13 protein-coding genes are annotated in these 20,911 nt (G+C 69.9%); 8 read left to right on the top strand and 5 right to left on the bottom strand.

Features of this window, described 5'->3' with window-relative positions; all coding sequences use genetic code 11:
* Window positions 1-22: 22 nt before the first annotated feature.
* The 4 genes from ACZ69I_RS29695 to ACZ69I_RS29680 all read right to left on the bottom strand — a co-directional run bounded on the left by ACZ69I_RS29695 (window position 23) and on the right by ACZ69I_RS29680 (window position 7,801).
* Complete coding sequence (locus ACZ69I_RS29695) at window positions 23-2,089, bottom strand: CocE/NonD family hydrolase (RefSeq protein ID WP_470835670.1); 2,067 nt, start codon at window positions 2,087-2,089, stop codon at window positions 23-25.
* 67 nt (window positions 2,090-2,156) lie between these two features.
* Window positions 2,157-3,470 carry an ATP-grasp domain-containing protein gene (locus ACZ69I_RS29690; protein ID WP_470835669.1) on the bottom strand — a complete coding sequence of 438 codons (1,314 nt, stop codon included), beginning with the start codon at window positions 3,468-3,470 and terminating at the stop codon, window positions 2,157-2,159.
* Window positions 3,471-4,061: 591 nt separating this feature from the next.
* Entirely contained in the window at window positions 4,062-4,631 is a 570-nt protein-coding gene (locus ACZ69I_RS29685) for an EF-hand domain-containing protein (protein WP_470835667.1), read from the bottom strand.
* Between the two features lie 149 nt (window positions 4,632-4,780).
* Window positions 4,781-7,801 (bottom strand): FG-GAP-like repeat-containing protein, encoded by a 3,021-nt coding sequence (locus tag ACZ69I_RS29680; RefSeq protein WP_470835666.1) that lies wholly within the window; start codon window positions 7,799-7,801, stop codon window positions 4,781-4,783.
* A gap of 413 nt (window positions 7,802-8,214) precedes the next feature.
* Between ACZ69I_RS29680 and ACZ69I_RS29675 the strand changes: the two genes are divergently transcribed.
* From ACZ69I_RS29675 to ACZ69I_RS29645, 7 genes are all read left to right on the top strand, one after another.
* A complete protein-coding gene (locus tag ACZ69I_RS29675; RefSeq protein WP_470835665.1) occupies window positions 8,215-14,460 on the top strand; it encodes an RHS repeat domain-containing protein in 6,246 nt (2,081 codons plus the stop codon).
* A gap of 2 nt (window positions 14,461-14,462) precedes the next feature.
* Window positions 14,463-14,942: a hypothetical protein gene (locus ACZ69I_RS29670; protein WP_470835664.1), complete on the top strand. Its 480-nt coding sequence runs from the start codon at window positions 14,463-14,465 to the stop codon at window positions 14,940-14,942.
* Window positions 14,943-15,098: 156 nt separating this feature from the next.
* Window positions 15,099-15,596 carry a winged helix-turn-helix transcriptional regulator gene (locus ACZ69I_RS29665; protein WP_470835662.1) on the top strand — a complete coding sequence of 166 codons (498 nt, stop codon included), beginning with the start codon at window positions 15,099-15,101 and terminating at the stop codon, window positions 15,594-15,596.
* 138 nt (window positions 15,597-15,734) lie between these two features.
* Window positions 15,735-16,271 (top strand): SRPBCC family protein, encoded by a 537-nt coding sequence (locus tag ACZ69I_RS29660; protein WP_470835661.1) that lies wholly within the window; start codon window positions 15,735-15,737, stop codon window positions 16,269-16,271.
* Window positions 16,271-17,323 (top strand): LLM class flavin-dependent oxidoreductase, encoded by a 1,053-nt coding sequence (locus tag ACZ69I_RS29655; protein WP_470835660.1) that lies wholly within the window; start codon window positions 16,271-16,273, stop codon window positions 17,321-17,323. The genes ACZ69I_RS29660 and ACZ69I_RS29655 overlap by 1 nt, the downstream gene beginning before the upstream one ends.
* Window positions 17,324-17,419: 96 nt before the next feature.
* On the top strand, window positions 17,420-18,586 hold the full coding sequence (locus ACZ69I_RS29650; protein WP_470835659.1) for an oxidoreductase: 1,167 nt from the start codon (window positions 17,420-17,422) through the stop codon (window positions 18,584-18,586).
* A gap of 53 nt (window positions 18,587-18,639) precedes the next feature.
* Window positions 18,640-19,221, top strand: coding sequence for a CGNR zinc finger domain-containing protein (locus ACZ69I_RS29645; protein WP_470835657.1), 582 nt, complete (start codon window positions 18,640-18,642; stop codon window positions 19,219-19,221).
* Window positions 19,222-19,239: 18 nt separating this feature from the next.
* Here the strand turns inward: ACZ69I_RS29645 and ACZ69I_RS29640 are convergent, their stop codons facing one another.
* Window positions 19,240-19,680, bottom strand: coding sequence for a nitroreductase family deazaflavin-dependent oxidoreductase (locus ACZ69I_RS29640; protein ID WP_467681346.1), 441 nt, complete (start codon window positions 19,678-19,680; stop codon window positions 19,240-19,242).
* A gap of 130 nt (window positions 19,681-19,810) precedes the next feature.
* On the opposite strand from ACZ69I_RS29640, the gene ACZ69I_RS29635 reads away from it, so the two are divergent.
* A complete protein-coding gene (locus ACZ69I_RS29635; protein WP_470835656.1) occupies window positions 19,811-20,899 on the top strand; it encodes a PucR family transcriptional regulator in 1,089 nt (362 codons plus the stop codon).
* Window positions 20,900-20,911: the final 12 nt, after the last annotated feature.

Genomic DNA, 20,911 nt, shown 5'->3' with positions numbered 1-20,911 from the left:
CCGCCGTCCGGGGTGCGGCGGTTCAGAGTCCGTCGCGCGGCAGGGTCTCGTTCCACGTGCGGGAGAAGACCCGGCGCTCGCCCTCGTAGCCGTCGAGTGTCGCGTCGACGAAGAAGCGGTCCTCGTCGCACTTCAGGACCGTGCGGGTCCGCACGCTCACGTCCCAGTCGCCACGCTGGAACCGCATCGTCCAGTCCGTCTCACCGCCCACGGAGGTGAAGTCGTCCCCGGTCGCGGTGTACCGCTCGTAGGCCCGGCAGCCGACGTCGAGGCCGATCTCCTCGTAGCGCACGGTGCCCCGGTCCTTGACGATCTCGAGCGCCCAGTCGTAGCCGATCAGGTCCCGCTTGACCTCCCAGCGCTGGGCCGGCTGCGTGAGCTGGGTGGTGGCGAGCGGCCGGGTGCCTTCCGGTTCGCCGAAGGGACGCTGGGACGCGCCGTCCGGCTCCGCGGCCGGGCGCACCGGCAGGCGCAGGGCGCTGGACCCCTCGTACACGCTGAGCAGCGCGGGCCGCGGCGGGGGCCAGGCCAGCGGCCAGTACGAGGTGGACAGGGAGAGCCGGATGCGGTGGCCGGGCGGGAACGCCTGGGCGACGCCGTTCAGCTGGAGGGTCGCCCGGTAGCGACGGCCCGGTTCGAGGAGCTCGGGTTCGCCGGTGCCGTCCCTGCGGGTCAGGTTGAGCACGCCGTAGGTGACCCGGGTGGCGCTCCCGTCGGGGGCGATGTCGGAGAGGCGTGCGGCGACCGTGGCCACCGGTTCGCTGACCGACAGGTCGAGCTCCACGGCCGGGGAGCCGAGGATCTCCACGGTCTCGGGCAGCTCGGGGGAGTCGAAGACCAGTGACCCGCCGTCCTCCTCGCGCTGGTCGTAGGGCAGGTCCGGTGGTGCGTTGTAGGACGCCCACTTGCCGGCGAACTGGCCGACGGACAACGGGGACTGCACGGTCATGGCCTCGCCCTCCGGCGTCCCGGCCTCCGCCGTGTCCTCCGCGCCCTCCGGGCCCTCCGCGCTCTTCGGCATCACGATGCGGTGCCGCAGCAGCGGGTGGCTGACCTGCTCGATCCGCGGCGAGGGCCACTCCGGCTCGGCGACCCACCGGCCGGGCCGCTCCTCGTACGACGTCGAAGGCGGCACGCTCTCCTGCATCCAGGCCTGCAGCATCGGCCCGTCCATCACGCCGTTGTCCTCGCCCTTGAGCCAGTGGTCCCACCAGCGCACCACCTCTTGCAGGTAGCCGATGGCGGGGCCGGGCTCGCCCAGGTGCGGATACTTGTGCGACCAGGGGCCGATGAGGCCCTTGCGGGGCACGTCGAGATGGCCGAGGAGTCGGGTCACGGCGTTGGAGTAGCCGTCCGCCCAGCCGCTGGAGGCGAGGACGGGGCAGCGTACGTCCTGGTAGTTCTCGCAGACCGAAGCGTGCCGCCAGTACGCGTCGCGGCGCTGGTGGCGCAGCCACTCCAGGACCCAGGGTTTGGCGTGGTCGAGCCGCTCCCGCCACATATCGCGCCAGCGGTCGCCGACGACCGCCGGGTCCGGGGGACAGGTGGCGTAGGCGAACATGGTGCCCGCCTCGGCGAGGTTGTCCGACAGCATGGCGCCGCCCATGTAGTGCATGTCGTCGGCGTACCGGTCGTCGGTGAACGAGGAGATGACCACGGCGCGCAGGCTCGGCGGCCGACGGGCCGCGACCTGCAGTGCGGCGAACGCGCCCCAGGAGATGCCCATCATGCCGGTCGCCCCGTCGCACCAGGGCTGTTCCGCCAGCCAGGCGAGCACCTCCTCGGCGTCGGTCTGTTCCTGCTCCAGATACTCGTCCGTGAGCAGGCCCTCCGACTCACCGGTCCCGCGCAGGTCCACCCGCACGCACGCGTACCCGTGCCCCGCGATGTAGGGGTGGTGCATCGAGTCGCGCTGAGAGCTCAGATCGCGTTTGCGGTACGGGATGTACTCCAGGACCGCCGGCACCGGAGCGTCGTCCGAGGACGTGGGACGCCAGATGCGGGCCGACAGCCGGATGCCGTCGGACATGGGGATGACGACGTGTTCTTCTTCTTTCGTCGCGTACGGGAGATTGTCCACGTAGCGCATGGGGCCGTGCCGTCCTCTCGGTTGCTTCCCCCGCCGGGCAGGCGGGTCCGTGCTGCTGGTTCCGTGGTCAGTCGTTGGTGAGGTGGCGTCCGCCGGGCTCGGTGGCGTCGAAGGCGAGTCCGAGGGCGGCGACGCAGCGGTCGTACTTGCGGCGCAGGTCCTCCTCGCTGTCGCCGCCGGTACTGATGTGGGCCAGCTCGAAGCTGTAGCTGTCCTGGTCGGTCGCGTCGGACAGTTTGCGGCCCTCCTCGACGCCGACCTCGATGCGGGAGCCCGGGATCTCGCGCTCGATCCGGTCGATCTCCGCGCGCTCGGGCACCTGGTGCGCGACGCCGTCGGCGAACCACCGGTAGTACCACTTGGCTGCCGCCTCGTACGGACCCTCCCGGTAGGGGAGCGCGGGGTCCTCGCCGAGGGCGAGGCTGACCATGCAGTGGTGGTTGGCCACGCCGTCGACGTAGGCGAAGAGCTCCGCGTGCGCCTGGGAGTGCCGGGGGTTGATCTCCAGGAGGTTGATGGCGTCGGTGCCCGGGTCGTAGAAGTACTCGATGCTGAAGGTCGCCGCGTCCATGCCGATCTGCCGTATCACCCGCTTCGACACGTCGTGCAGGCGCTGCTGCACGGGCTCCGGCAGGGTGGAGGGGTACTGGTGGCGCAGGAAGCAGGACGAGTCGGGGTAGTTGATCGAGTCGAGGACGCCGTAGACGGTGACCTCGCCCCCGTGGACGTACCCCTCGACGGCGACCTGGATGCCCGAGAGGGCCTCCTCGGCGAGACAGACCTCGCCGCCGACGCCCTCCATCTCGGGCGGCAGGTCCACCTGCTGGAGTATGTGCTCGAAGGGACGCCCGACCCGGCTGATCCCCTCCTTGATGCGGGCGCAGGCCTCGCGGAACTCGTCCTCGTCCTTGACGCCGTAGGCCAGCTCGGAGGAGTACGAGAGCGCGGGCTTGAGCCACATGGGGAACCGCACGCCCTCGGGCGGCTTCGGGTCGTCCGTGTCCAGATCGACCCGGCCGAAGCGCGGATGCTCGTCGATGACCTTCTGCTGCTCCAGCCTGCTCCAGTACTTGTGCTCGCACTTGACGATCGACTCAAGACTGGTGTGGTGCGTGCCGTAGCGGTCGCCCAGGATCGCCACGAGGGTGCTGACGGGGAAGTCCCAGTAGCCGACGATCGCATCGATGGTGCCGTCGAAGGAGTCGAGGATTCCCTGCGCCTTGTCGATGAGCTCCGGTACCGACACCTCGCCGCCCTGCAGCTCCTCGACGGTGAGCAGGGGGTGGAAGCGGTACTCCGCCGCGCGCGGGATGCTGCCCAGGGTGGGCAGGTTGGCCTCGTCCAGACCGATCACGAAGATGTTCTTGCGATGTGCAGCCACGTTTCTCCTTCAGCTCGTCGTCGCGGCCGGGTACCCGCAGGTCGGACAGGCACACGTCGGCTTGGCAAGGGGAGATCCAGTCATGCCGGAACGGCACGCCGACCGGCTCCGACCGGCCGGCGTGTCCCGGCCGGGGCGCCGATGCTGGGGCCATGAGCCAGGGCCCCGGAACGCCGATGACGCGCGCGACACGCCTCGCCACCTGGTGGACGGGGCTGACGCCCGCGGCCGGTTCCGCGGTCATGGCGACCGGCATCCTCTCCGTCGGCCTGCGACTCCTCGGCCACGGGACGCTCTCCCGCGCGGCGCTGGTGCTCGTCTGCGTCGCCTGGCTGGGCCTCGCGCTGTACGCGGCGGCCTTCGCCCGCTTTCGACCTCGCGATCTCGGCGCTCGCGGGCGCCAAGCTCGTCGCCGCTCCGGCGTTCACCGGCACCGGGCACGACGTCCTGCGGACCGTGACGCTGCTCGCCCTTGCCCTGGACCTCGCGTGGTACCTCGTCCTGCGCCGGGGGGGCCTTTCGGCTGGGGCGACCGTCTCGGCCCCACCATCGACGCGATCGTCCGGCTGCCGTCCCTCTCCGCCCGTACGGCTAACGGATGCCGTGCGCTCTTCCGGTGCTCTGGCCGGGGATGCGGCCGCAGACCAGGTTGCCGGGTTCTGCGGCGTCGTCACTGATCCAGAACTGGGTCCACAGGGTCGCGAACTCGGACCGGGTGAGGTAGCCGTCCCGGTCGAGGTCGAGAAGGGGGAAGACGGCCCGCGTGTCGAGTGGCTGTCCGTGCCACGTCTCGACGAGTCGATGGTGCTCATCCGGCGAGATGCGGCCGTCCCGGTCCGTGTCCACGGCGTCGAAGAGGGCGTCGGCCGTGGCCGCGACCTCCTCTCGCATGGTCGGCAACTCGTCGACCACCGAAAGGAGTTCGTCCATGTCCACCTTGCCGTCGCGGTCGGCGTCGGCGGCCGCGCGCAGAGTGCGCCACCAGCCCATGCAGACTTCTTCGACGCGAGCTCGCAACTCGGTGCCCGGCTCTACGCCGGGCAACCGTCCCCAGCGGACCGCGAGCGCCTCGAAATCGCCTTCTTGGAGGTAACCGTCGCCATCCGCGTCGAAGGCCGCGAACATCGCCTCGAGCTTGTCCCGCTGGAACTGGCTGGCCACAGCTGGGCCTCCTTGATGTCGTACCGGGTACCGGCCGGTGCACCATCTCTTTCCGCGTGGAGAGCACGCGGAACAACACGAACGGGTGGCTTCGAACCGGTATTGGGGAGGGAAGGGGCCGGGCTCCCCTCCCCCCCCATGTCGAGCGGTCAGCTCAGCGCCTGCAGGTCGCTCCAGGAGCCGGTGTCGACTGTGCGGGCGTCGCCCAGGCCCTTCGGGGTGAGCAGGGGGTGGAATCTCAGACCTGTGACTGGGCCGACGGTGGAGGACCACAGGTCGGGTCGGCCGTCATTGTCCGCGTCGCTTCCAGAGGTGAGTAGCGGGACGGCGGCCGGGGTCCAGCCGGTGGCCAAGCGGGTCCGCGCCGCGTGGTCACCAAATCCTGCGCCGTCGGGCCCTGTTCCCTGGCCGAGGAAGAGTTCGCCAGTGGACTTCTTACGGGCCAAGAGATCGACACGGCCGTTCCCGGTGACGTCGCCGGGGGCGGCGAGGTCGTAATCCGCCCAGTCGTCTTCGCCGATGAGGACGGGTTCGGCGTACTCGTCCAAGTAGCCGTACGGGTGGCCGTAGTAGAGCCAGAGGTGCTTGCCCTCCTTGACCAGCAGGTCGGGGAAGGAAGGCAGGTCCCACTCGCCGATCTCGCCGTCGCCGTCCAGGTCGGTCGGCCCGTCCACGTCGCCGACGGCGAGGATCTGGTCGGCGTTCTTGAAGTGGTCGTCGGCCTCGTCTGAGACGGTGAGGTCCAGCCGCTGGTCCTCGCAGGCGGCGTCCTGAGCGGCCTCACCGTGGTTGGTGCAGGCGTATCCGAAGCCGTTATTGGGATACATGTGCAACTGACGGGAGCCCTTGGCGCCGGTGGTGGCGATGAGGTCCTCATAACCGTCGCCGCTCCAGTCGCCGCGATGGGTGATGAGGGAGCCGTCGAAGGAACGACTGCTCGCGGGGGAGGCGGTGGCCGGGCGGCCGTCCCCGAGCCCCGGGTAGAGGGCGAGTTGACCGTTCGCGCGCAAGGCGAGGAGGTCCGGATTGCCGTCGCCGTTGAGGTCGCCGGGCTCGTCGGGCTGTCCGGGAGAGTCGGCGTAGAAGGAGTAGACAGCCGCATCCGAGCGGTTGTTCGCCCGGTCGAGGGAGCGGACGATCAGGCGGTGCGGGCCCGCAGAGGGCGGGGTGAGCTTCACCGTGGCGCTGCCGCCCACCTTGGCCGCGGAGGCGCTGCGGAGTGTGGGGTCCCAGTCGCTGCTGTACTCGTACTTCACCACGTCGCCGACGCCGCCCGCGAAGAAGGTGAAAGAGCCCTCCGTACGGGCGTTTGCGGTCTTCTCGGGCTTGCCGTCCTTCCCGTCGGGGAACTGCGCGGAGACCGCCGACGGCGGGCGGGAAGGCCGGTCGGGGTCGAACGCGAAGCGGCAGCCGGGGGCGCCGAGAGCGGGGCGCCAGTCAGAGGCGGCCTTGCCGTCGCGTGCCTGTACCTTCCAGGAGAAGTTGCCCTTCGCCGCGCCGGTGTGCTTGCCCAGCAGGCTCTTGGAGACGGTGGTGCGGGCGACGCCCTTGTTGGAGACCTTGATGTCGCGGTTGACGATGAGGCCGGGTTTCGCGTCGTGCTTGCCGGTGGGCCACAGGTGGAAGCGGGCGGTGAGGGTGCCGCCGTCCGGGTCGGACACCTTCGCGGTCAGCTGGACGTCGGTGTTGCCGAGCGTGACGTGGGTGCCGTTGTCGCCACAGCGGCCACCGACGGCGGTCGAGGGCACGGTGTCGACGGCGGTGGGCAGGTTCGGCTTGCTGTTGTATGTGGTGGAGAGCACCGCGGTCCGTGCGTCGAACTTCTTCCACGCGTTGACGTTCGACTCGTCGGCGCGCAGGCCGAGCGCCAGCTTGTTCCACTTGCCCGCGGCGGCCTTGGCGGTGACCTTGGCGGTGTCGAACTCAAGGTTGCCCGCGGGGCAGGAACTCGACCAGCCCTTGGCTCCGTTGACGGTCGCGTACTTTTCCCGCCATGCGGGCTGCTTGTTCCACGTCGTCGTCGAAGAGATCGCCGCGGTCAGCCACAGCTCGACCGGCTTCTTCGTGCACGACCACGAGTGCGTGTTCTTGATCCGCATCGTGGACTTGGTGATCTGCTTGCCGTGCAGTGAGCGCGGGTTGAACTGGATGAAGGACCGCCAGGTGCCCCCGGTCTCCGACTCGTGACCGACCCGCGCGACGTGCGAGGAGTGGTTCCAGTACGAAGTGCCCGGGTGCTTCTTGGAGACGGAGGTCCAGCCGAGGCGCGGGCTGGAGACAGATGGATCGATGTAGACCGGGTAGACCGTCCCCGGGTGCGTCAGCAGGTCCCGGTCGGGGGTGAGGACCATCTCGTCGCCGTCCACGCGGATCGGCATCCGGGACTCGCCCGCGCCTTCGCGAGGCTCGAAAACGGGCTCGTCGGCGCGCGGCGCCGTCCTCCCGGTGGACCTGGCGAGAGCCTTGCCGACCCGGCCGGCCTCAGGCGCGTCGGCGGTGTCGCCGCCGGAGGAGTCCCACATGGTCGGGGTCGGCGCGGTGAAGACGACCTTCCCCGCGGGGTTGCGTGCGGTGAGGTTCCCTTCCCCGTCGGTCCGCACGTCGACACCGTCGCTCGCCAAGGCGAAGCGCAGCGACTTGAGTGCTGGATCGCGGGCCGCGTCGGCGTTCCTGACGACAAGCACCTGCTGAAAGCCGTTCACCGAAGCCCGCAACATCAGGTCCACGCCAGGGAGTACGTCGGGGTACGTGGCAGTTGCCCCGTCGACCTGTGGCGTGGGCAGCTCGCCCGGCCAGCCCACGCTCATGGAGCGACCGTCCCGCACGATGATGGCCAGCGGGTTCTTCTTTCCGCCCCCGGAGAACCGCACGCCCACCGAGGCGGCCCGCGGAGCAAGCGTGCCGTCGGACCGCTGCACCAGGGTCTCGTCGACGTCGACGAGCTTGCCGTCCACCTTCGTCCGGACAGGCACGGTCGAGGTGTCCTGCGTGAAGGTGCCGTCGGGGTTGGCGTGGACCGTGGCGTATTCGGTGCGCCGGGATACGACTTCGACCCGGTCCCCGCTGCGCGCGGCCTGTCGTGACGCGGTGGCCTCCTCGTTCGGTTCCGTGGCCGATCGCTCACCGCCTTGCGGCTGCGGGTCGGCCACGGCGGTGGGAACGGACGTCACCCCGAGCCCTGCTGACAGAGCGCCAACAACCAGGGCCGCAAGCCCAATTCGCCATCTGGAGTGCGGACGACAAGGCATGCGTCTTCCTCTTCATTCAATCCTCGGGAACCCGGGCAAGTAAAGCATGCGTCAAAAGGGGTTGTGTTTCCGGTATCGGAGAAAGTCATTAACGGGGTCGGCTACTTGAGGAAGGCAGTCCAGGTCAAGAGGCTTCGGTCGGCAACTCTCACGTCGAAGGTCATGGCAATGGAGTGCGTTGATGTCCGTGTCATGAATGGGTAAAGGGCGTGCTAGGTTCTCCGGCGTCCATCGGTCTTTGATGCGGGAGTCTGAACAAAATGCGAGTGCCTTCTCGAATAAACTCCGGGCCCAGGCCCGGGCGTTCGGACCGAAGAAGGCGCCGCACCCGACGTGTGGTCACCACATTGACGGCCACGGCCCTGCTGAGCGGACTGCTGACCGCCGAGACGTTGGCGATGACCAGACTGTCCCTGCGTGAACTGCAGAGTACAAAGCCGGTACCCGTCACGCCGGTTGAGGGGGGCGAGGCCACCTCGAAAGACGAAGCAGGCAAGAAGACCTGGCGGAGCGTGCCCGACGCCGCTTGGCCCGCCCCCGGCTCGGCCAAGGCTGAGATCCCGGCTTCCGGCGCGAAGGACGCGAGGAAGCAGCTGACAGCAGGCTCGCTGCCTGTGGATATCGCTCCGGTCAAGAATTCCGTCCCCGGTGAAGTCTCCGTCGAGGTCCTCGATCGCAAGAGCACCGAAAAGGCGGGAGTCTCCGGAGTTCTGCTGTCCGTCGAGTCCGGCGGCGGTGACGCCGAACTCGGTGTCGACTACTCGTCGTTCCGCAACGCCCTGGGAGCCGACTGGGCATTGCGGCTGACGCTGGCGAAGGTCCCGGAGTGCGCGCTGACCGGCTCCCGCCACGGTGACTGCGCGGCCGTTCCGGTCGAGTCGGCCCGTAACGACGCGGACAAGCAGATGCTCAGAGCGCGGGTCGACCTGGGGGAGGCGGCCGAGGCCCGCGACGTTCGCAAACCCAGCGCGAAGGCGTCGGCAGCAGTGAAGTCCGGCGCTCAAGCGCCCGTCCGCCGGGCCCGTTCCTTGTTCGCCGTGCAGGCCGCCCCGGCCGGCGCGAGCGGGGGTGGCGGGGACTTCCGGGCCACGCCCCTGTCCTCGTCCGGATCGTGGGAGGCCGGTGATTCATCCGGCGGCTTCTCCTGGTCATACGACCTGAACACCCCGGAAGTGCCGGGTGACCTGGGCCCCGAGCTCTCCCTCGGCTACTCCTCCTCCTCGGTCGACGGCCGTACCGCAGCCACCAACAACCAGGCGAACAACGTCGGTGACGGCTGGAGCCTGGAGCCCGGCTTCATCGAGCGCCGCTACAAGTCCTGCAACGCGGACATGAAGGACGGCAACAACAAGGCCAAGAACGGGGACCTTTGCTGGGGCGGCGCCAACGCCGTGCTGTCCCTGGGGGGTTCCACCAACGAGCTCGTCCGCGACGACGCCACCGGTACCTGGAAGCCGCAGCACGACGACGGCAGCAAGGTCGAGCTCGTCAAGGACGCGGCGCGGGGGAACGGCGACAACGACGGGGAGTACTGGAAGGTCACCGACACCGCGGGCGTCCAGTACTTCTTCGGTTACCACAAGCTGCCCGGCTGGAATGCGGGCAAGACCACCACGAATTCCACCTGGACCGTGCCCGTTCACGGCAACCACGAGGGCGAACCGTGCCACAAGGACGCCTTCGCCGACTCGTGGTGTCAGCAGGGCTGGCGCTGGAACCTCGACTACGTCGTCACCCCGCACGGCGATGCGATGGCCTACTACTGGGGCAAGGAACAGAACCGCTACGGGCGCAACGTCAGCCTGGCCGACGGCACGTCGACGGCCACGCCCTACACTCGCGGCGGCTACCTGAAGAAGATCGAGTACGGGCTGCGCAGCGACGACCTGTACACCGGCACCCCCGCCGCGAAAGTCACCTTCACCGCCGCCGAACGCTGCCTCGATACCTCTTCGTTCGACTGCACGGCGGGCAAGTTCACGGCGGCCAACGCCAAGCACTGGCCCGACGTCCCCTTCGACCAGTACTGCAAGGCCAAGGAGGCGTGCAAAGACCGCTACAGCCCCTCCTTCTGGTCCCGCAAACGCATCCGTGGCATCACCACCGAAATCCGGGCCGGTTCCGGTTACCAGAAGGTCGACTCCTGGAAGCTGACGCACTCCTTCCCCTCCACCGGTGACGGCTCATCACCCGCCCTGTGGCTCAAGAGCGTGCAGCGCACCGGCTACACCGGCGGCGTCGACGAGACGCTGCCCGCCGTCACCTTCCGCGGCACCCAGCTGTCCAACCGCGTCGACAAGACCGGCGACGGCATCCCGCCGCTCATCCGCTATCGCGTCCACGCCATCGACACCGAGTCCGGCGGCACCATCGGCGTCACCTACTCCGCCCCCGAATGCTCGGCCAAGAGCCTGCCCGCCGAGCAGACCAACACCAAGCGTTGCTACCCCGTCTACTGGACCTCACCGGACTCGCCGGGAGCCGACTACAAGCCACTCAAGGACTGGTTCCACACCTATGTGGTCACCCAGGTCCGCGAAGAGGACAACGTCGGCGGCGCGCCCGCCAAGCAGACCGACTACACCTACCTCGGCGGCGCCGCCTGGGCGAAGTCGCAGGACGAGTTCACCGAGGCCAAGTACCGCACCCACGCCGACTACCGCGGATACGGACAGGTCAGGACGGAGACGGGAACGGGCGCCGACGGACCGAAGCTGCGTACCGAGACCCGCTATTTCCGGGGCCTCGACGGCGCCGGGGTCAAGGACTCCGAAGGCGTCGAGGCCACCGACCATCCCGTGTTCGCGGGGATGACCCGCGACGAGGCCACCTTCGAGGGCGGCAAGGTCGTCGAGGCGTCCGCCTCGGTCCCCTGGAAGTCGGCGGCCACGGCGACCCGCAAACGCGAGGGCCTTCCGGCGCTCCAGTCGTTCATGGCCGACGACGGTGGGACAGAGACGGACCGCACGGCAGTGGGGGACGGCTGGCGCCGCACCAAGGTCGAGCGCACCTTCGACGCTCACGGCCGGCTCGCCACCGAGTCCGACCACGGCGACACCGCCAAGTCCGGCGACGAAACCTGCACCACCACGACGTACGCCCGCAACACCGACAAGAACATGGTCGAGTTCGCGGCCTCCGTGAAGACGGTTGCCAAGGCCTGCGGCACCGCGCCGAACCTGCCGAAGGACCTGGTCTCCGAGAAGCGCACCTACTTCGACAACTCCACGACCCTGGGAGCCGCCCCCACCAGAGGCGACGTCACCCGGGCTGACGAACAGAACGCGGCCGGCACCGGGTTCCTCACCGTGGAGCGGAACAAGACCGACCGGCACGGCAGGACCACGGTGTCCACCGACGCCGCCGGCGCGAAGACCACCACCGAGTACACCCCCGCCACTGGCCACGCGCCGACCAGGACCGCCGTCACCAATGCCCTCGGCCACACCGAAATCACCGAGTCCGACCCCGGCCGGGGGCTGCCCACCGCAAAGGCGGACGCCAACGGCAAGCGCACCGACTCCACCTACGACGGCATGGGGCGGGTGACGAAGGTGTGGGAGCCGGGCTGGACGAAGGCCGACCACGCGGATACGCCGAGCAAGCAGTTCACGTACACGGTATCCAGGACGAAGCCGACCGTGGTCACCACCAGGACACTGCGACACGGCGGCGACTACCGCACCGAGTACGCCTTCCACGACGGCCTGCTGCGCGAGCGCGAGACCCAGGCGCCCTCCGCCAACGGGGTCGGCCGCGTCATCGGCGAGAAGAAGTACGACTCCCGCGGCCTGGAGTGGAAGACCTACGACGCCTACTACGCCACCGGTGATCCCTCCGGCCAGCTGGTGACCGGCGACGACACCAAGGCTCCCGACGCGACCCGCACGACCTTCGACGGCGCAGGGCGCCCGACCGCGCAGATCAGCGAGAAGTACGGCGACGAGGTCACCCGCACCACCACCCTGTATGGCGGCGACCGCACCACCGTCATTCCGCCGAAGGGCGACACGGCGACCACCACGGTCACCGACGCCCAGGACCGGACCACCGAACTGATCCAGTACACCGACGCCGACCGCACCGCATCCCAGTCGACGACGTACACCTACACGCCCTCGGGCAAGCAGAAGACGGTCACCGATCCGACCGGCGCCAAGTGGACGTACACCTACGACCACCGCGACCGGACCACGAAGACCTACGACCCGGACAAGGGCGTCACCAGCGCGACCTACGACGCCGCGGACCGCCCGCTCACCACGACCGACGCCCGCGGCACCACGCTGTTCACCACCTACGACGCCCTCGGCCGTAAGACCGCCGTGCGGGAGGGGAAGACGGTCCTGTCCTCGTGGACCTGGGACACGGTCGCCAAGGGGCAGCTCGCCAAGTCCACCCGGCACACCGGCGGCCAGGAATACGTGACCGAGACCACCGGCCTCGACGACCGCTACCAGCCCACCGCCACCAAAGTGAGCGTCCCCGCGCGGGAAGGCGCCCTCGCGGCCAGTTACCAGTGGACGTATGGCTACAACGCACGCACCGGACTCCTCGACTGGACCCGCCAGCCCGCGCTGCCCGGGCAGGCCGCCGAACGCGTCACCAACCGCTACGGCAGCAGCCTCCCCTACGACCAGCTCGTCATGACGGGACCCACCGCGCCCGTCCTCGTCAACAACATCACCTACGACCCCTTCGGCCGCCCGCTGCGCACCGAGTACGGCCCCAAGGGGCGTCATGTGTGGGACACGAAAGAATACGACGAGCACACGGGCAACCTGATCCGCACCACCACGGACCGCGAGACCGGACCCGCCCGCATCGACGACGTCCGCTACGGCTTCGACGTGGCGGGCAACATCAACAGGCTCGTCACCGCGTCCGGCCAGGACGAGCAGCGCTCCGTGGACACCCAGTGCTTCACGACCGACGCCCTGCGTCGCGTCACCAACGCCTGGACGGCGACCGACAGTTGCGCGGCCAAGCCCGACGCCGACGGCAACGAAGGCGGCACGTCTCCGAAGGTGGGCGGACCGGAAGCGTACTGGCACACCTTCACGTACGACGCCATCGGCAACCGCAGGACGGAGACCCAGCACAGGATCGACGGTGACCCGCTGGCCACCCACGACGTCAAGCGCACCTACTCCTACGGAGAGAAGGGGGCGGCAAGCCGCGCGCTGACCTCTGTCACCAGTACCGTGGCGGGCAAGAGCTCCACGGACAGCTACGCCTACGACGCGGCGGGAAACACCACGAGCCGGGACGCGGGAGGCCGTGAGCAGGACCTGTCCTGGGACGCCGAGGGCCACCTGGCAAAAGCGGTCGAGGCGGGCAGGACCACGGAGTACCTCTACAGCGCGGACGGCGACCGAATCCTGTCCAAGACGCCCGACGCCACAACCCTCTACCTGCCGGGCGGCAACGAACTCACCCTCAACAAGGACGGCACCAAGAGCAGCGCCCGCTACTACACCGCGGGCGACGAGACGGTCGCGGTCAAGACCGGCGGTCAGGTCAGCGTCCTGCTCTCCGACCACCTGGGCACGGCCACCACGGCCGTTCTCCTCGGCGTGGGCCAGGCCGTCACCCGCCGCAAGACGCACATCTTCGGTGGACAGCGCACCGCGCAGTCGGTCAACTGGCCCGGAAACAGGGGCTTCGTGGGCGGCACCACGGACACCACGGGCCTCACGCACCTCGGCGCCCGCGAGTACGACCCTTCGCTCGGCCGCTTCATCTCGGTCGACCCGGTCATGGACACGGCCGACCCGCAACAGATGCACGGCTACACTTATGGGAACAACAACCCGGTCATCCATGCCGACCCCGACGGCAAGTTCTTCGGCAGCTTCGTCAAGAGGCTCAAGAAGGCGATCAAGACGATGGTCAAGACGGTGGTCAGGGCGGTCAAGCGTTACACGAGGTGGTACGGCCGCCTCAAGCCGTACCAGAAGCAGCAGGTGCGCATCGCCAACGCGTCGCGGGGCGTCAGCAACAAGTTCTACGACGGAATCGACAAGGCCAGAGCCAAGGCCAAGGCGGATGCCGCCGCGCGGGAGGCACAAAAACGGCAGGACGCTGAACGGCGTCGCAAGGACAGCCTCTGGGGCAACATCAAGAAGGGGCAGTTCGGCGAGGCGTGGAACAAGAGCGGTGGCAAGGTGGTCAGCCATGTGCGTGACCATTGGCGAGGGTACGCCGAAGGCGCAGGCTTCCTGGTGTGCGTCGCGGGCACCCTCGGAGCCTGTGCGGTGGCCGGAGGGGTCGTCGTTGCGGCCAAGTTCGGAGCGGACTATTACACGCACGACCTCAGCTATGCCTGGGATCGGGGCAAGGGAAATACCCGCGGATATCTGATCGGCATGGGGCTCGGTGCAGCGGGCGGCAAGGCACTGACGCACTTCGGTAAAATGAACGGCGTCGGCCGCTTTCTCCCCGCCGGACGTCATGCAGCCGGCGTCCCACAGCACGCCCTGCGCGTGGACCGCTGGTACCAGGGGGCCACATACGGTGTGAACACCGGCCTTGGGCAGGCCGGATGCGGAACGACGATAAACGCACCGGGATGGTGTTGATCATGTCTGCCGAAGTCGGGCTGTGCAGGAAATGGCGCGTGGCCATGCCGGTCAGAGTCGTCGCCTCCTGCTTGTCCTTGGGGTTTCTCTTCCTCAGCGGAAGCGCCATCTGGCCGTGGTTCACAGGGGCGCCCGCGGCCGAATACATGCTCGCCTGCCCGATCTTCCTCGGTGGTGCGATCGCCGGTTTCCTGTATTCCTTCGGGACGTCCGTCGTGGTGACCGAGGACCGGCTGATCGTTCGCAATTTGGGTCTCGTCGATTCGATTCCGCTCCAGGAGATCCGGTCCGTCGAGGCCGGCTACAGCGGGCTGACGATCACAGCGAGCAGCGGGAGGGTGCTGCGCGGGCGCGCCGTGGAGAAGCCGAACTACGCGCGATGGCTGGGACGGCGTACGCGCGCGGACCGGGTCGTGCAGGACATCCGGTTCGCGTCCGGCCTGACGGCGGGCAGACCCCGTCGCGGGCGCGCCCCGGGGTGACGAGCACGGAGAAGACGAGCCCCAGGGAAGGCGAGCACAGGGAAGGCGATTCCGTGCCGCCCGGAAAGCGACGGGTCCCGCTGCCACCACCTCTTCCTGCTGGGTCTCATCGTGAGACTCGCGCACGCGGGCACGGCGAGTTCGTATGCTGACATCATGAGGCGTACTTCCTTCGCGAACTGGCCGTGCTCCATCGCCCGCACGATGGACCTGCTCGGCGACTGGTGGACGCCGCTCGTGCTGCGCGAGGCGTTCTACGGCATCAAGCGGTTCGACGCCTTCCAGCGCGAGCTCGGCATCGCCAGGAACACCCTCACCGACCGGCTTCGCCGCCTCGTCGACGAGGGGCTCCTGGAGAAGCGGGCCTACCAGCAGGACCCGGTGCGCCACGACTACGTCCTCACCGAGAAGGGCCGTGACTTCTTCGGCGTGCTCGCCGCCATGAACAGCTGGGGCGATCGCTGGCTCAGCGGCGAGGAGGGCGCGCCGGTCGTCTTCCACCACGACCGCTGCGGCCACGACAGCCAGGCCGAGGTCGTGTGCGCCGACTGCAAGGAGCCGATGACGGCCGCGAACACGACCCCGCGCATGGGCCCCGGCTACCCGCCCCGCCTCGCCGAACGCCCGGACGTCCAGGCGCGGTTCAACCGCTGACGACACCGCGACCCCGGTGCGCACTCCGCCCGGGGCCGACTCTTGACGAGTGAGTCTATCTACGCAACTCTCAAGGCCAGGGAGCCGGTAGCCGGTAGCCCCGAGCTCAGGCGAGCACGACATGGAGGGTGATCGACAGTGGAGTGGACAGGCGCGCGTTACGCGGACGGACCGACGGTCGAGGTGGGCGAGCGGATCGCCGCTTCGCCGGAACGGGTGTGGGAACTGGTCTCGGACATCGGCCTGATGCCCGCGCTGAGCGGCGAGTTGCAGTCGGTCGCCTGGCTGGACGGCGCGACGGGCCCCGCGCCCGGCGCGCGGTTCACCGGGCGCAGCCGGCACGCGTCACTGGGGGAGTGGGAGACCACGTCGCGCATCGTGGCGTGTCGGGCGCCGCGCGAGTTCTCCTGGGCGGTGGGCGATCCGGAACGGCCCAGCGCCCTCTGGCGGTTCGGGCTCGCGGCGCGGCAGGACGGCGGCACGCTCCTGACGCAGTGGGTGCGGCTGGGCCCGGGGCGCTCGGGGCTCTCCCTCGCGATCGAGCGGATGCCGGACAAGGAGCAGAAGATCGTGTTCGTGCGGCTGAGGGAGTTCGAGCAGGGCATGACCGCCACGGTCGGCGCGATCAAGGCGCTGGCCGAGGGTACGGAGTCCGTGGAAGGGGTGCGTGCGTGATGCGTACGTCGACGACGGTCGAGGCGTCCGGGGCGAACTGGCGGGAGACGGTCGACTTCGTCACCGAGGCCGAGAAGCTCGGTATGGACATCTGCTGGGTGGCGGAGGCGTGGGGCTCCGAGGCGCCGTCCCCGCTCGGCTACCTGGCGGCCCGCACCGAGCGGATGCTGCTCGGCTCCGGCATCATCCAGCTCGCCACCCGCAGCCCCGTCGCCATCGCCCGGGCCGCCCTCACGCTCTCGCAGATCTCGGAGGGGCGCTTCCTGCTGGGTCTCGGCCCATCGGGGCCGCAGGTGATCGAGGGGCTGCACGGTGTGCCGTTCGCGCGCCCGCTCTCCCGGATGGGGGAGACCGTGGAGATCGTCCGGCAGGCGGTGTCGGGCGAGAAGATCGCTTACGAAGGGCGGGAGTTCACCGTTCCGCTGCCGGGCGGTGAGGCCCGGCCGATGCGCCTGTCGCTGCGCGCCGAGCACGACCTGCCGGTCTATCTCGCCACCCTCTCCCCGAAGATGCTCCGGCTGACGGGGGAGGTCGCGGACGGCTGGCTCGGCACCAGTTTCGTGCCGGAGGGTGCCAAGGAGGCGTACTTCGATCACCTGGACGAGGGGCTCACCGCGTCCGGGCGCACCCGCGCCGACCTGGATATCTGTCAGGGCGCCGAAGTGGCGTTCGCGGACGACGAGGAGGCCCTCGGCGCGATGGTCGCCGGACGCAAGAAAGAACTCGCCTTCAGCCTCGGCGGGATGGGCTCCGCGACGACCAACTTCTACAACAGCGCCTACAGCAGGCAGGGCTGGGCCGAGGTGGCCGCCGAGGTCCGCGAGCGCTGGCAGGCGGGCGACCGCGACGGCGCGGCCGGTCTCGTCACCGACGAGATGGTCCTCGCGACCACGCTGATCGGCACCGAGGAGATGGTGCGCGAGCGGCTGAGGGTCTGGCGCGCGGCCGGCGTGGACACGGTGCGGTTCTACCCGGCGGGCGACACGCTCGGCGCGCGCCTCGACATCCTGGGCCGGGCCATCGATCTCGTGCGCGAGCTGGATGCCGGGTGATCCAGCTCACCGAAGCCGACAGAGGTAAAAGGGTTACGCTTCTTTCATAGTCCTCGTGCTCGAGAAGCAGAGGAACCTGTGATGGAGGCTGTGGAGATGACTGTGGAGACGGCGCTACCCGCCACGGCGGGCACCCGGAGCGACACCCGGCGGGACCAGGCGTCGCGCGCCGCACACCTGTTGGGGCGGCCCTTCGCCCTCGGCGACCTGACGCTGCGCAACCGCATCGCGATGGCGGCGGTGACCCGGCGCTTCTCGCCGGACGGCGTGCCCGGTGAGGACGTCGCCGCGTACTACGCGCGGCGCGCGGCCGGGGGCGCGGGCCTGATCGTCACGGAGGGCACCTACGTACGACGGGACGCGGCCGCCGCGTACGACAGGGTGCCGCACTTCCACGGCGAGCGGGCGCTGGCCGGCTGGGCGCGGGTGGCGGAGCGGGTGCACGAGGCGGGCGGGCGGATCATGCCCCAGCTCTGGCACACGGGCGTGCTGCGGACCGACGCCGGACCGTGGCCCGGCGTCCCCGCGGAAGGCCCCTCCGGCCTCGACCTCGACGGGCACGAACACGGCAGGGCCATGACCCTCGACGACATCGACGCGGTCGTGCAGGCCTTCGCCGAGGCCGCGGCCGCCGCCGAACGCCTCGGCTTCGACGGCGTCGAACTGCACGGCGCCCACGGCTATTTGATCGACAACTTCCTGTGGCGCGGCACCAACACCCGCACCGACGCCTACGGTGGCGACCCGGCGTCCCGCGCCCGGTTTGCCGCCGAGATCGTGGCCGCCGTGCGGGGCGCGGTCTCGCCCGGATTCCCGGTCCTGTTCCGGCTCTCGCAGTGGAAGACCGACCACTACGACGCGCGGATCGCCGAGCGCCCCCAGGACCTGGGGGCGCTGCTCGCCCCGCTGGCCGAGGCGGGAGCGGACGCCTTCCACGCCTCGACGCGCCGCTACTGGCTCCCGGAGTTCGACGGCAGCGACCTGAACCTCGCGGGCTGGACGAAGAAGCTCACCGGCAAGCCGTCGATCACGGTCGGCTCCGTCGGCCTCGACCAGCAGTTCGCGGGCGCGCCGGGGCGGACCCAGCGCTCAGGGGTCACCGGCATCGGACCGCTCCTCGACCGCCTGGAGCGCGAGGAGTTCGACCTCGTCGCCGTCGCCCGCGCGCTCATCGCCGACCCCGAATGGCCCGCGAAGGCCCTCACCGGCCGCCTCGACGAGGCCGTGCCCTACGACGCCGCACGGCTGAGCGACCTGGTGTGAGGACGTGACAGAGTGAAACGCCCTCGTACGAATCCTGGAGAGAGTGATCCGCGATGACCTGGTCGGCGACCGAGCGCTACCGCCTGGAGGCCGCGCCCGGCGGCCTCGGACTCGTCCAGGACCTGCTCAACACCGTCGCCGCCGGGCCCGAGCACCGTGACCTGCTCGCCGACGTGGCCGACGCGCAGGTCTGGGCGGACGCCGCGGCGGCCGCGTGGGCCGACGCCACCGGCCGGTCCGCGCCCCGAGTGACCCTGGACGCCGAAGGGCTGCGCGAGCTGCGTGCTTGCCGCGACGGTCTGCGGGAGGCCGCGGCGCGGGGTGACGGGACCGGGGAGTCCGCGCCGATCCCGGGGCTCTCCGCCGCGGCCGCGCTGCGACTCGGCGAGGACGGAGTCGTGCGCCTGGAACCCCGCGGTGGCGGTCGGCACCACCTGGTCGCGGTGATCCTCGCGGAGCTGTACGAGGGGCAGCGGGCGGACACCGCACGGCGGCTGAAATCCTGCCGCAATCCGCTCTGCCGCGTCGCCTTCTACGACCGGTCCCGCAACAACAGCGGCGTCTGGCACGACGTCAGGACGTGCGGCAACACGGCGAACCTGCGGGCCTACCGCGCCCGGCAGCGGGAACGGTAGGCCCGTGGGGCACGGCGTTCAGGACTCGATCGGGCTCAGGACGAAGAGCGGGATCTCGCGGGACGTCTTCTTCTGGTACTCGGCGTAGTCCGGCCAGACCGCCACCGCCCGTTCCCACCAGAGCTCCCGCTCCTCGCCGGTGGCGACCCGCGCGCGGTAGTCCCGCTTCACCGTGCCGTCCTGCAGCTCCACGTGCGGCTGGGAGATCAGGTTGTGGTACCAGGACGGGTTGGCGGGATCACCGCCCTTCGACGCCACCACGGCGTACTCCCCGGCGTGTTCGACGCGCATCAAAGGGTTCTTGCGGAGCTTCCCGCTCTTGGCGCCGATCGAGGTGAGCACGACGACCGGCTTTCCCTTCATGGTCGTCCCCTCCGTACCGCCGGAGCGCTCGTACACATCGACCTGCTTGCTCGCCCAGTCCCAGGTACCGGGCTCGTATTCACCAGTCAGAGGCATACCTTCCACATCGGCCCGCGCTTGCGTGCTGTTACGCACCGGTGACGGTCGGTTCACGCCATCCTCCGCTCAGGAACTACGCGCCCCCTGCCGACAGACTTCGGTCCCTTGTGCGTTAGAAAGACCCCAAATGATTCGGTCGACAGCGGGGGCGGACGTGACGGGGCTCGACATACCCGAGGGGTACCTCGACGGTTATGCAGGCATCCTGGCCGCCGCCGCGGCGACCGGGCGCCGCCTGACCCGCGAGGAGCTGGAGTCGCGGCGCGCACTCGGGGAGCGGGCCGCCGACGCCGGGCTCGGGCTGCGGGCGCTGGTGCGCGCGCACCTGGCGGCGACGCGGGCGCACTGGCCGGCCGCCGGGGCGGCCTCGGTGGACAGCGTGCTGGCCGCGGCCGAACAGGCCGTGGACGCCCTCGCCGAGGGCTACGAACGGGCCCAGCGTCTCGCGGTCCGTCAGGAGGAGGCCGCCCGGCGGGAATTCATCGACGACCTGCTGCACGGCCGCAGCGATCTGGGCCGCCTCGCCGAGCGCGCCGAGCGCTTCGGGCTGCGCCTCTCCTACGAACACGCGGTCGCCGTCGCCCAGGGCACCAGAGGTTACGAGGAGGGGGACACCGTCGCCCGCGAGGTCGAACGCGCGCTGATCGGCCGGTTCGGCGGCCGCAACGTCCTGGTCACCACCAAGGACGGCAGACTCGTGTGCATCGCCCCCGGCGACCAGGGCGAGGTCCTCACGTTCTTCGCCAAGCGCGCGTACGCGGCCACCGACGGCGGGTGCGTCGTCATCGGCCGCCCGCAGCCCGGCCCCGGCGGCGTCGTCCAGTCGTACGAGGAGGCGCTCAACGGCCTGGACCTGGCCGCCCGCCTGGAGCTCGACGGGCCGGTGCTGCACGCCGCCGACCTGCTCGTCTACCCCGTGCTGACCCGCGACCGGCAGGCCATGGCCGATCTGGTGGTCCATACGCTCGGGCCGCTGCGGCAGGCCCGCGGCGGGGCGCAGCCCCTCATCGACACCCTCGCCGCGTTCTTCGACGCGGGGTGTGTCGCGGCGGAGGCCGCGCGCCGCCTGTCGCTCAGCGTGCGCGCACTGACCTACCGCCTCGACCGCATCCACAAGCTCACCGGGGCCAGCCCGGCCGATCCCGTGCACCGCTACACGCTGCAGACCGCGGTGATCGGCGCACGGCTGCTCGACTGGCCCGGCGAACAGTTCTGATCGCGTCGGAAC

The organism is Streptomyces sp. NPDC036815 (genome assembly GCF_055609205.1).
The sequence above is the reverse complement of the archived record's forward strand: the minus strand, read 5'-3'. Positions and strand labels throughout refer to the sequence as shown.